General features: G+C 42.8%; 6 protein-coding genes and 3 rRNA genes. 1 reads left to right on the forward strand and 8 read right to left on the reverse strand.

Going from position 1 to position 14,015, the window contains the following annotated elements; genetic code table 11:
- Positions 1 to 5: 5 nt before the first annotated feature.
- Positions 6 to 2,249 carry a diguanylate cyclase gene (locus HBH39_RS14375; protein WP_167679380.1) on the forward strand — a complete coding sequence of 748 codons (2,244 nt, stop codon included), beginning with the start codon at positions 6 to 8 and terminating at the stop codon, positions 2,247 to 2,249.
- A 2-nt stretch (positions 2,250 to 2,251) separates the two neighbouring features.
- Here HBH39_RS14375 and HBH39_RS14380 read toward each other — a convergent pair whose 3' ends face one another.
- The 8 genes from HBH39_RS14380 to HBH39_RS14415 form a co-directional block, all read right to left on the reverse strand.
- Positions 2,252 to 3,658 (reverse strand): hypothetical protein, encoded by a 1,407-nt coding sequence (locus HBH39_RS14380; protein ID WP_167679381.1) that lies wholly within the window; start codon positions 3,656 to 3,658, stop codon positions 2,252 to 2,254.
- A gap of 135 nt (positions 3,659 to 3,793) precedes the next feature.
- Positions 3,794 to 4,261 (reverse strand): hypothetical protein, encoded by a 468-nt coding sequence (locus HBH39_RS14385; RefSeq protein WP_167679382.1) that lies wholly within the window; start codon positions 4,259 to 4,261, stop codon positions 3,794 to 3,796.
- A 64-nt stretch (positions 4,262 to 4,325) separates the two neighbouring features.
- Positions 4,326 to 5,081, reverse strand: coding sequence for a hypothetical protein (locus HBH39_RS14390; RefSeq protein WP_167679383.1), 756 nt, complete (start codon positions 5,079 to 5,081; stop codon positions 4,326 to 4,328).
- Between the two features lie 787 nt (positions 5,082 to 5,868).
- Positions 5,869 to 5,984 (reverse strand): 5S ribosomal RNA (rrf, locus tag HBH39_RS14395).
- 168 nt (positions 5,985 to 6,152) lie between these two features.
- Positions 6,153 to 9,044, reverse strand: a 23S ribosomal RNA gene (locus HBH39_RS14400).
- A 327-nt stretch (positions 9,045 to 9,371) separates the two neighbouring features.
- Positions 9,372 to 10,916, reverse strand: a 16S ribosomal RNA gene (locus tag HBH39_RS14405).
- The 16S, 23S and 5S rRNA genes sit together here, the layout of an rRNA operon.
- A gap of 822 nt (positions 10,917 to 11,738) precedes the next feature.
- A complete protein-coding gene (locus HBH39_RS14410; RefSeq protein ID WP_167679384.1) occupies positions 11,739 to 12,491 on the reverse strand; it encodes a DUF481 domain-containing protein in 753 nt (250 codons plus the stop codon).
- 89 nt (positions 12,492 to 12,580) lie between these two features.
- On the reverse strand, positions 12,581 to 13,930 hold the full coding sequence (locus tag HBH39_RS14415) for an MATE family efflux transporter (protein WP_167679385.1): 1,350 nt from the start codon (positions 13,928 to 13,930) through the stop codon (positions 12,581 to 12,583).
- Positions 13,931 to 14,015 lie beyond the last annotated feature (85 nt).

Genomic DNA, 14,015 nt, shown 5'->3' on the forward strand with positions numbered 1-14,015 from the left:
GCACAATGTTCAAACGAAACAACAAAATTAAAAACACCACATCGTTGATTGCCTCTTTGCAAGACATACATTGGTCGCGCGCACATATTTTATCAATGGCAAGCCAGATCATAGTGCTGATTATTGGTTTATACATTATCACCCATATGATTATCGAACTTGGGGAGCGCCGACTACAAGAAGATTGGGCCGGACAGCGCTATAGTGAACTGCAAACAGTGGCATCACTAGCCTCTGATAAAGTTGCATTTTTACAATTTAGAACCCAAACGATCGCCAACGGTGAATTACTTCGTCAATTTATCAATACTCCAAATGAAGATCAGCAGAGCAAACTCTTCCAAAATTGGAATTCGCTAATCAAGAACATCCCCGAGCTACTAGGACTTGCCTTGTATGATCCCCAAGGGAAATTACGATTATCAACTTCTTATAATTTCAATGGCTTAAGGCTTCCAGACAAACTTTTTAGTAAAAATAGCAGTATGGGAGGGTCAGATGTTTACTCCTCAGACATGGCTTTTACCCCAATTGATGGCAAACTCGAACCCTATATTTATCAAGTTGCGTGGTTAGAAAACGCAGATCAAACTGTCAATGGCTATCTAGTTACATTCAATTCAGTCACTCGAGTGTTAGACAGTATAAAACCGGCTTTTTTCAATCCAAACTCGCCCTTGCTATTACTAGATAGCCAAAGCTTTTTATATGCAGGCGCAAATCAGCCCGCTCCACTAAGTAGTATGCCAGATACTTTAGGGGCCAGCCTAAAACAAACTTATCCAGAACTGTGGCAAACCATCGCGATGAATAACTTTGGCCAGTATTATAGTGATGAGTCAACTTATGTTTACTTGAAAGTGGAGCTTACAGGCAATAGAGAATCCAAACGTGAGTATATTTTGCTGTCATATATCCGTCATCAAGATATTGCTACTCGGTTTGAGCAATGGAAAATTGTATTAATACTTGCCAGCACAGTGATTGGCATATTAGCCATTGGACTGATTTTGTTCCGACAACGCTATTTGATGGAGAATAAAGCCCGCTTTAACAGCATTCGTCTCTCTAACGGCATTTTTAACGCAAAACTCAGTTACGCCATAACCAATGACCACGGTCGTATATTAAGTATTAGTGAAAGCGGCGCAAAGACATTAAACCAACCCCAAGACTCACTCACTGATCGCAGTCTTCAACGGATCCTCAATCTGACTGACGATGAGTTCAAGCCGATTGTAGAGTCTTTATTAACTCGTCAACATTGGTCAGGCGTAATTACCTCGCCAGACGATTGTAATCAACAGATAAGTATTGATATTCGCCGAGAATCGCTATCGCTTACCGAGCAACACTGGATAGTCGTCTTGAACGATATCAGTGAACTAGCACAAATCCGTGAGACAGCATTTTTAAATATGTTGTTAAGCGAATCTGCAATTGCGACAGCGTTAACCGATGCCCATGGCAGAATCATTAATTGTAATCAAAAGTTCGATGAACTAATGAAATTACATGGTGACACTGACACCTTCATCAGCAAATTATTGGGTAACGATATAAAGCAAATTTGGAACAATATCATCACCCAGGTTAGCTTGCAGGGCGAATGGCAAGGACAGATTTGTCCGTTTGACCAGAGCTCATTTTCTCAGCCATTAAAAGTGACGATCAATGGCCATTTATCTTTAGAAGGCGACATTGAAAAACTGATTTTTACGGTAGAAAAACTCACCGCGAAAGTTCAAAACAGTAAATACAATATATTTACCAACAGCAATATGATTTTACGCTTGGTGGATTTAGAAAATCACTTTAATAATACCAGCGAAATTATCAAAGCAAGTTCCAGCTTACTGGTAATGGACATAAACCCTGAAGGTATTTTTAGCAATATTGGAGATATAAGCCAGCTTGAAAAACGTCAACAAGAAATTGAAGTACAGTTATTAAAAGACTTACCGGTCAGTTATCTACTCGCTAAATGGCAATTAGGGAAATTAGTACTGTTTTTACCACAAACAGACTCTACCCAAGCCCACTTGTTTGCCATCAGTGTTATTGAAAAACTTGCGACAAATAAGCTTGATGAAGGAATTAATATTGGTATTGCAGGATATTTAGAAAAACAAAGCTTAGACCAATACCTAGCCAACGCCGATGTTGCGTTAAATCGCGCCAAACAATCTGGCGATCAAAATATTTGTCAGGCCTATACTCGTTCAACCAATTTTAATTTAACCAAGTAAGCTTAGCTTGACTCTTGCTCAATACTAAACGGATTAACATTATCAGGTAAGTTGCTTTCAGTGATTTCAATAATACTTGACCGATTCATCGTTATTTTAAAGCGCGCATACTCTGGCGGATTTTTCCCATCTTTAAGCACAGCTACCAAGTTAACTTGGTAGCGTCTCTCCACAGATTCATTGCTTATCTTTCCGTCAACTTCGCGATAAATTTTAGCCTTACCACGGTCTAAGTAACGTGCAAAAGGCACTAAGCTAAAATTTACTTGCTCTTGTATTAACGTATATCCAGCCTCAAAAGGTTTATTCGTTACCTTGGTTGAAATACGATAATGTAATGGCGTAGTCTCAACCTTATTTTGACTATGACGTTGTTTCATAATGTTTTGCACCGGCTCAGGAATATCCTGCGGCCTGATAAACTCAAGCCATACCAACTGCCTAGCAATCACACTCTGCGTAGTTGTATCACGCAGCACACGACTCCAACGAGGTCTACCTCTTTGAATCGCCCGCCACATCGCATTGCGTATATCTTCTTTAAATATTTCACGAAAGCCATAGATAACAGCCAGAGTGAATACCAATGTCATGGTTAAGCCATTAAAAAAGCCTTGAGCTTTAATAATTAACGCTGACACCACTAGCATCACCAACCCCGTTGCTAAGCCGGTAACAAACTTTTTTAACCCTACACCTAAAGGTTTTAACTCTTCCTTTAATACAACTCCTTGCTGAATAAGACGCCTTAACAAGAGCATCTTATTGGAAATACGATTAGCATCTTGGCGAGTTTGGGCAGAGTTATAGCGCTTCTCTTCTTCACGATACACATTTTCGGCTCGACATAAATTAATGACTTTTTCGCTGATTTCGGCGAACTCAGCACTCCGAGGACCATGAGCTAACGTTTTTAACAATTGTTGTTCACAAAACCATGAGAGGTAATTATCAGCATGCTCAAAGTAAGATTTCCATTTCTCTTCACTCGGTTCATTACGACGAAACTTTTTTAATAATTGCCCAACTTGCTCACATAATTCATTCAGACCAGGATAAAAATCACTGGCTTCCGTTTTTTGGCGTAACTCTTTAACGTCTGTCTCAATAGCTACAGCAAATTGATAGGCAAACAAATTTAGGTATAAGCGAAACTCTTCTAAAGTACGTTTGTTTAGACTGGCAAAGCGAGATTGAACTAGAGGAAGGTGTAAACCTTGAGAGTAATAAGAACGTCGACCGATAACCGCACTATGATAATACTCTTCTTCATCAAGAGTGTTGCTACCAATTCCCATTTCATTGGGAAGGAAAAAGTATAAATCAAATATACGTTGATCGCCGGTGCCCATTTGATGGCTAAACTTAACCGACAACGCTTCTTCTTGCTTTACCTTTACCTTTGCCACAATGCCACTCAAATTAACCTATAGATTCAACAATCTTACTATAGATTAATTAAGACGGAAGATTAATCGTATCGAGAAAACTAGATTTAAATGAATTTTAGCCCTATTGTTCATTTAAGGGCATAGAAAAATAAATTACTGACCACCAAGGATATCGCACGCCCAAATATGATTACTTGGCATAAACTTGATGACTAAAAAGTGACGAGCAAGGTCCATATCAAGTATCTGAATATCTTGTTCAAATACTTGATCGACTTCGAACCGCTCAATATTCAGTTCTTGAGATAAATACTGCGCAAATGGACTCATTTCAACAAATTTAAACTCTTTCGTTGTCATATCAAAATGATAAGTCAATGCACCGACGTCTAAATCAGTATTATTACCCGAAAAAACGGCATATTCTCTTACATCATTTTCAAATGCAGAATAATAAGACAGACTTAATGATCCATTATGTTCAACAGCCTTGAGATGAATATTTCCTATCGCTTGAGAAATATTGCTCTGATGTTCAACAGAATATGCAATTGCATCGCATTTAAATGCTTGAATCTGTCTTTTGCTTGCAAAATGCTCTAACCCATTTGTAATAAACAAAATTGACAGACCTGTGAATGCGAAAAAACAGGATATTGCAGTCATTGACAATGGTTGCTTGAATTTAACCACAGATCATCACCTCTTTGAGCCAATCTGGACTAATAAGGTGCTCATCTAAGTGTGGTCTAGTTACTTTGATATTACTAAATATCCAATTGCGCTCAAGAGGCTTTTTCATGACCACATTGAGACTCAATCTATCTTTGGATAGTGCCGCAGTAATGGATTGCCATAACAAGGTTTCACAACTGCGCAAATGATTAGCCAACACATCTACCTGATCTCGTAGTTCTTCATGGTGATCTTGATCGGTATAAACTAATAACTGAGTAATATTGCCTTCCTTCGATAATATCTGTCTTGCATAATCCGGTTGAATATACGACGGCGGTGACATACTGGAATAAACAAATGATAAGGTAACCAATGTTAGCAATATAATAAGCATGTATTGCCAAAGCGACATTAATTTGGTTGGCGTATCCATTAATCGCCCACGTTTGACCATAGGACGTTTATACAATACAGCACCTTGATGCGGAACAAGTTCTATCAAACTTGCATCATTTTGCCCCAAAAAACGTGCGATAGAATCGATTATTTTTTCAACACTAGATATACTGAGAAGCTGATTGTTATGATCAGCATTATAAGATTTGACTTGTTTAAGCAGAGTTAATGGTACAACTTGCCCACGGTGTTGAACCAGTTGATCAAGCACCCAAAACTCTTGTTCATTTAACGCCCAAGAGATGTCTTTTTTATGGTCGACTAACACCTTCATTTGCGGGTCGAACCAACAAGGGCCAATTTGCATGCCTTATTCTCATAATCTAATTTAACAATTGAAATACATTTTGCGAATACTCAGTATTGAGAGATTATCGTGATCTATTTCTTCATTATGCTTAAGTCAATTAAACTGAAATCACTGCTTATTATTCTCTCACAAGAGAAATCGCAAAATGAACATACCGTATTGTGTACCCAAGTTAATTTTAAATACGTGACCACAAGCCCGATTCAACGCTATAAAAGAAACAATATGTATCAGTGGATTAACAAAATCACCTGCAAATGGCATCAAATAATTTACTGTTAAGCCAATGCACATGAATATTTGATCTATATTAAAATCAATAAATAAAAAACATTTATCACCAACAAAGAATGTGAAATCAGATATGCCCTCTATAGCATGTTGTAATAGATCGATTGCACTTGATAAACACTATCCGATACTCAAAAACCAATACAACAAAGCCCGTTACGCTAGTAACGGGCTTTTTGGCTTTATTTAACACTAGAAATGACATTCACTCACATGGGCATATTGGCCACACTATCTCTTGTTGCAAAGCTTCGATAGTATTTGATAAGCACTATTCGATATGAAAAATCAAAATGCAAAAAGCCCGTTACGCTAGTAACGGGCTTTTTGGCTTTAATTGGCGCCTGGAAATGACCTACTCTCATATGGGCATATTGGCCACACTATCACTTGTTGCAAAACTTCGATGCTATTTGATAAGCACTATTCGATATGAAAAATCAAAATGCAAAAAGCCCGTTACGCTAGTAACGGGCTTTTTGCTTTATTTGACGCCTGGAAATGACCTACTCTCACATGGGGAGACCCCACACTACCATCGGCGATACTGTGTTTCACTTCTGAGTTCGGAATGGGATCAGGTGGGACCACAGCTCTATGGTTTCCAGACAAATTTGTCTATTTAACGCCTTGGCATTAAATAATAATTCGGAAAGCTGATTTGAGTTCACACTGCTTAAGTGCTTTATCCTAATACTAAGTATCAGTACGACCTCCACGGAAGGAGGAAGTGCTTTAAACGTCTGGAACGTTTTAAGTAAAACCCATCTGGGTTGTATGGTTAAGCCTCACGAGTCATTAGTACATGTTAGCTCAACGCCTCACAACGCTTACACACCATGCCTATCAACGTCCTAGTCTCGAACGGCTCTTTAGAGGTCTTAAAGACCTAGGGATGACTCATCTTAGGGCTCGCTTCCCGCTTAGATGCTTTCAGCGGTTATCGATTCCGAACGTAGCTACCGGGCAATGCTATTGGCATAACAACCCGAACACCAGCGGTTCGTCCACTCCGGTCCTCTCGTACTAGGAGCAGCTCCCTTCAATCATCCAACGCCCACGGCAGATAGGGACCGAACTGTCTCACGACGTTCTGAACCCAGCTCGCGTACCACTTTAAATGGCGAACAGCCATACCCTTGGGACCGACTTCAGCCCCAGGATGTGATGAGCCGACATCGAGGTGCCAAACACCGCCGTCGATATGAACTCTTGGGCGGTATCAGCCTGTTATCCCCGGAGTACCTTTTATCCGTTGAGCGATGGCCCTTCCATTCAGAACCACCGGATCACTATGACCTACTTTCGTACCTGCTCGACGTGTATGTCTCGCAGTTAAGCTGGCTTATGCCATTGCACTAACCGTACGATGTCCGACCGTACTTAGCCAACCTTCGTGCTCCTCCGTTACTCTTTGGGAGGAGACCGCCCCAGTCAAACTACCCACCAGGCACTGTCCTCAACCCCGATTAGGGGCCAGAGTTAGAACATCAACACTACAAGGGTGGTATTTCAAGGACGACTCCACACAAACTAGCGTTCATGCTTCAAAGTCTCCCACCTATCCTACACATGTAGGGTCAATGTTCAGTGCCAAGCTATAGTAAAGGTTCACGGGGTCTTTCCGTCTAGCCGCGGGTATACGGCATCTTCACCGCAATTTCAACTTCACTGAGTCTCGGCTGGAGACAGCGTGGCCATCATTACGCCATTCGTGCAGGTCGGAACTTACCCGACAAGGAATTTCGCTACCTTAGGACCGTTATAGTTACGGCCGCCGTTTACCGGGGCTTCGATCATGAGCTTCTCTTGCGATAACCCAATCAATTAACCTTCCGGCACCGGGCAGGCGTCACACCGTATACGTCATCTTGCGATTTTGCACAGTGCTGTGTTTTTGATAAACAGTTGCAGCCACCTGGTATCTGCGACTCCCAGCAGCTTAGAGAGCAAGTCTCATCACCACCAGGAGCGTACCTTCTCCCGAAGTTACGGTACCATTTTGCCTAGTTCCTTCAGCCGAGTTCTCTCAAGCGCCTTGGTATTCTCTACCCGACCACCTGTGTCGGTTTGGGGTACGATTCCCGCTAACCTGAAGCTTAGAAGATTTTCCTGGAAGCATGGCATCAACTACTTCATCACCTTAGTGACTCGTCATCAGCTCTCAGCGTTATGTGTTCCCGGATTTGCCTAAGAACACCGCCTACTACCTTAAACGCGGACTACCAACGCCGCGCTAGCCTAGCCTTCTCCGTCTCTCCATCGCAGTTAGCGGAAGTACAGAAATATTAATCTGTTTCCCATCGATTACGCCTTTCGGCCTCACCTTAGGGGTCGACTCACCCTGCCCCGATTAACGTTGGACAGGAACCCTTGGTCTTTCGGCGAGGGAGTTTTTCACTCCCTTTATCGTTACTCATGTCAGCATTCGCACTTCTGATACCTCCAGCGTGGGTTACCCCTTCACCTTCAACGGCTTACAGAACGCTCCTCTACCGCTTGCACCTAAGTGCAAACCCGTAGCTTCGGTGTATTGCTTAGCCCCGTTACATCTTCCGCGCAGGCCGACTCGACTAGTGAGCTATTACGCTTTCTTTAAATGATGGCTGCTTCTAAGCCAACATCCTAGCTGTCTAAGCCTTCCCACATCGTTTCCCACTTAGCAATAACTTTGGGACCTTAGCTGACGGTCTGGGTTGTTTCCCTTTTGACGACGGACGTTAGCACCCGCCGTCTGTCTCCCGAGTAGTACTCATTGGTATTCGGAGTTTGCAAAGGGTTGGTAAGTCGGGATGACCCCCTAGCCTTAACAGTGCTCTACCCCCAATGGTATTCGCTCGAGGCGCTACCTAAATAGCTTTCGAGGAGAACCAGATATCTCCCGGTTTGATTGGCCTTTCACCCCCAGCCACAAGTCATCCGCTCATTTTTCAACATAAGTCGGTTCGGTCCTCCAGTTGATGTTACTCAACCTTCAACCTGCCCATGGCTAGATCACCGGGTTTCGGGTCTACGCCTTGCAACTAAACGCGCAGTTAACACTCGGTTTCCCTACGGCTCCGCTATTCGCTTAACCTCGCTACAAAACGTAAGTCGCTGACCCATTATACAAAAGGTACGCAGTCACGGTCTCAAGAACCGCTCCCACTGCTTGTACGTATACGGTTTCAGGTTCTATTTCACTCCCCTCACAGGGGTTCTTTTCGCCTTTCCCTCACGGTACTGGTTCACTATCGGTCAGTCAGGAGTATTTAGCCTTGGAGGATGGTCCCCCCATATTCAAACAGGATATCACGTGTCCCGCCTTACTCGTTTTCATCAATGGTTAGTTTTCGTGTACGGGGCTATCACCCTGTGCCGCTGTGCTTTCCAACACATTCCACTAACACCCCACTGACTTAAGGGCTAATCCCCGTTCGCTCGCCGCTACTAGGGGAATCTCGGTTGATTTCTTTTCCTCCGGGTACTTAGATGTTTCAGTTCCCCGGGTTTGCCTCCTACAGCTATGTATTCACTGCAGGATAGTTGCTTATGCAACTGGGTTTCCCCATTCGGACATCGTTAGCTCAAATGCTTGTTACTAGCTCGCCAACGCTTTTCGCAAGTTACTACGTCCTTCATCGCCTCTGACTGCCAAGGCATCCACCGTATACGCTTAGTCACTTAACCATACAACCCAAATGAGTTTCACTTGAGCTGTATTGCAACTAGCTGGTTTTTACTTTGATAATTCATGCACTTTCGCACACGAAATCGCCTTAGTTTTAGAATATTCAAGACACTTAAACAGTGTTTTGAGAACTCAATGTTTAATACTTATCGTATTAAACGATTTGTAAGTAATTACATGACAGACTCATGCAATTAAATACTATCAGCTTTCCAAATTGTTAAAGAACAATGCATACCGGCTCGCGGCGCATTTCACTCTACTTCCGAAGAAGTTAACAAGTAATCTGTGTGAACACTCAGCAAATATTGAGTTAGTCGTATAGGTAAGGAGGTGATCCAGCCCCAGGTTCCCCTAGGGCTACCTTGTTACGACTTCACCCCAGTCATGAACCACAAAGTGGTGAGCGTTCTCCCGAAGGTTAAACTACCCACTTCTTTTGCAGCCCACTCCCATGGTGTGACGGGCGGTGTGTACAAGGCCCGGGAACGTATTCACCGTAGCATTCTGATCTACGATTACTAGCGATTCCGACTTCATGGAGTCGAGTTGCAGACTCCAATCCGGACTACGACGAGCTTTGTGAGATTAGCTCCACCTCGCGGCTTTGCAACCCTCTGTACTCGCCATTGTAGCACGTGTGTAGCCCTACTCGTAAGGGCCATGATGACTTGACGTCGTCCCCACCTTCCTCCGGTTTATCACCGGCAGTCTCCCTAAAGTTCCCACCATTACGTGCTGGCAAATAAGGATAGGGGTTGCGCTCGTTGCGGGACTTAACCCAACATTTCACAACACGAGCTGACGACAGCCATGCAGCACCTGTCTCAGAGTTCCCGAAGGCACCAATCCATCTCTGGAAAGTTCTCTGGATGTCAAGAGTAGGTAAGGTTCTTCGCGTTGCATCGAATTAAACCACATGCTCCACCGCTTGTGCGGGCCCCCGTCAATTCATTTGAGTTTTAACCTTGCGGCCGTACTCCCCAGGCGGTCTACTTAATGCGTTAGCTTGAGAGCCCAGTGTTCAAGACACCAAACTCCGAGTAGACATCGTTTACGGCGTGGACTACCAGGGTATCTAATCCTGTTTGCTCCCCACGCTTTCGTGCATGAGCGTCAGTCTTTGTCCAGGGGGCCGCCTTCGCCACCGGTATTCCTTCAGATCTCTACGCATTTCACCGCTACACCTGAAATTCTACCCCCCTCTACAAGACTCTAGTTACTCAGTTCCAAATGCAATTCCCAGGTTGAGCCCGGGGCTTTCACATCTGGCTTAAATAACCGCCTGCGCACGCTTTACGCCCAGTAATTCCGATTAACGCTCGGACCCTCCGTATTACCGCGGCTGCTGGCACGGAGTTAGCCGGTCCTTCTTCTGTAGGTAACGTCACAGCTAACAAGTATTAATTGCTAACCTTTCCTCCCTACTGAAAGTGCTTTACAACCCGAAGGCCTTCTTCACACACGCGGCATGGCTGCATCAGGCTTTCGCCCATTGTGCAATATTCCCCACTGCTGCCTCCCGTAGGAGTCTGGGCCGTGTCTCAGTCCCAGTGTGGCTGATCATCCTCTCAGAACAGCTAGGGATCGTCGCCTTGGTGAGCCATTACCTCACCAACTAGCTAATCCCACCTAGGTTCATCCAATCGCGGAAGGCCCGAAGGTCCCCTCCTTTCCCCCGTAGGGCGTATGCGGTATTAGCAGTCGTTTCCAACTGTTATCCCCCTCGACTGGGCAGATCCCTAGGCATTACTCACCCGTCCGCCGCTCGCCGGCAAAGATAGCAAGCTATCTTCCCGCTGCCGCTCGACTTGCATGTGTTAGGCCTGCCGCCAGCGTTCAATCTGAGCCATGATCAAACTCTTCAATTAAAGTTTTTTGAGACTAAGTCTCGGCTCAATGAATTCTGATTGCTTTATCAACCGAAGTTAACAAAGTCTTTTGTACATATTGCTATGAACATTCATCATTCTCATTTAAGAGAGAAGACATTGAGTTTAAATTTTTGATTGCTTCCTAAGAAGCAATTTCGAATAACTCAATACCTGTGAATGTCCACACAGATTTCTTGTTTAGTTTGTTAAAGAGCGTTACTAATGCCGAAAGAATTAACCTTTGCTTAGTGGCCGTTGACGCTAGGTCGTTGGCTTGGGCTGCGTATTCTACGCTTTCCCGTGTTGGCGTCAAGTGTTTTTTCAAACTTTCTTTTCGCCTTAATTTGATTGCCTATTTGCTAATCAAATCAAGCTGGCTCGGTGTTGGCTATTGCTGTCTGCCGTGTCAGTGGATGCGCATTATAGGCAGATAAGATTTTAGCGCAAGGGCTTTTTTGAATTAATTTGGCTTTTTTTAGAATTAGTGACTTAAATACAAGATACACACTTATTACCCCCAAACTTATCCACAAAATGTCAATTTTACTGCTAGATACAAAATATTTAATTGGATTTTAAAACAAGTATTGAAAGTGGATTCAAGTAAAGATAGTTAGTCAAATGCGGTATGCTGGTTTTATCTTTCGAGAACTTTACTAAAGTTAACTAAAGCCATCTCTTTTCGATGTGCATTTATTATTTTGTATGTTCCTTCTTATATAAGTAAGCCCAGCTTTAAATATGGATTACTTAGAAACAACAAAGCCGACATAGTCGACTTTGTTAAACCAAATGATTTTGCACTACATAATAGAAAAACTAGAATGCATATAGTAAGGTCATGTTGGTTTCTGTATCTGTGCTTTTTTTATCATCGAGTGGGTCACTGTTATAACGCACAATAACCGCAAACTTCATTGCTAATGCGCCAACAATGTTAGCCGTTAATGACGTTTCTGATCGAGCATCTAACTTATCACCCCAATCTCCGATAAAACGCTGCTTGAATTTAGATGAATCGCTGATCTTCATTTCAAAATCAACAACGGCGTGGCCAACAATACTATCAACACTATCTTCGCCTTCAACTAATGCGTTTTCATCATCTAGCTTTTGATATATGTAACCGGGACCCGCTTCAGCCTTAAACAGCATATCTGGAGTGTCAATGAAACGGTAACCGTAACCAGCTGAAGTTGTAGAGGTAAAGTCGTAACCTGTAAATGGGTCAACTTCATAGTTAGTATTAGCAAACAAGTAACTACGATCGCTTAGCTGGTAATCGCCTTGAATACCAGCAAAGTAACGCTTAGCGGTTACTTCATCAGTGTCTTCTTTATATAAGCCTTCTAAAAGGTACTGATTTTCCCAATTGCCTAATTCATGCTTCATTGCTAAACGAGCTTTATACGATGATGTATCTGTATTGCCTGTTGTAAGTGTTGCGCCTAATTCTGCTTCACCTGCGAAAGTTTTATCGCCCTCAACAAAGTCAGCACCAGCCTGAGCAGTAAACGGAGTAGCAAAACCTGTCGCTAATGTCATTGCTGCCACTAAAAGCATTTTATTCATGTATACGATCCCTTTAAACCAGTATTCCCCTAAAAATCGCACGCATATTAACACTTTTAATATCTATTTGACAAAAACGCTACACCAAACTACGCAGACTCTAGTACTAAGCTTTTTGATTGCCAACGACCGCTACGCCAGCGCCATAACATTGCTAAGCCTCGAAGCCATTCATCAAGAGCAAGTGCTGCCCAAATACCTAACAAGCCATACTCTAGGTGCACACCTAAATAATATGCCCCTGACACAGCTACACACCACATAGATAGGACACCTACAAAAAATGGAAACTTAGCATCCCCGCTAGCCCTTAATGCATTAATGACGACCAAGTTAAAGGTACGTCCTGGCTCCATAAATAGGGTTAAGATAAATAAAGGACCGACTAATGCTAATACATCGGTTTCATCGGTAAACCAAGCGACAAGATCATCCCCCCACATTGCGGCAAAGGCTGCAACAAGTGTTGTAACCACTAAGCCGATTTTCAATGCGCGATACATTTGCGCCTCAGCAGCTTTAATCTGCTTAGCTCCCACTAAATGACCAATAATAATTTCGTTACCAATACCAATTGACAGACCAAACAGTAAAATAAACATGCAGATCTGAAAATATAAGGACTGTGCCGCTAATGCTTTATCACCCATCAATCCAACAAAAGAGGTCACCACTAAAAACTGCAGCATCCAGGACAAATTTTCACCTGCTGCAGGCAGACCAATATGAAACACTTTTTTGAGCATTTTCCATTGAGGTCTTAAAATTGCGCCAACATTCAAACTAATACCGGTATAACGAACAAACAATACCAACATAATAGTCATACCAACCAAGCGACCAATAACTGTACTTATTGCTACACCTGCTACTCCCATTTCAGGCAAACCAAACCAGCCATATAGCAGTAATAAATTACCCACAAAAGTAATCAAATTCATCGCTAAAGTTACCCACATGGCTTGTTGAGTATGACCATGGGCTCGCATTGCACCAGCAACACACATTGCCATTGCCTCGGGAATCAGGCACAAACCGACAATTTGCAGATATAACTTCCCATCTGCGAGCAGATGCTCAGGCAAGTTCATTAAATATAAGATGGTGCTAGCACCTGATATCACACCAATTGCCGCAACAACCCCAACCCCTAAATTAAAACCTATTGCGGAATACACAACATCACGCGCGCCAGCTTTATTCTTAGCCCCTAAGTATTGTGTTATCACTACACTGGCACCAATACTGACAAAACTAAATAAAGTAATTGATAATTCAAATACCATATTACCGACAGACAAAGCGGCTACGCCTTGATAAGACACATGGCTGATCATAAAAGTGTTCAACGCTGCAGTTAGAAAGTGCAGCGCAAAATCAAAAAATAATGGCCAAGTTAAGGAAAATAACGATAAAGGTTTGTCTGATTGTGTGTGCATGTTGCAAGTTCACTTAAAGCAAGGTGTTAATCTGGGGAGTTAATCTAAGAAATTAAATTACATGTTAAACAAGTATGACAATTCA

This window comes from Shewanella aestuarii, assembly GCF_011765625.1.
Taxonomy (GTDB): domain Bacteria; phylum Pseudomonadota; class Gammaproteobacteria; order Enterobacterales; family Shewanellaceae; genus Shewanella; species Shewanella aestuarii_A.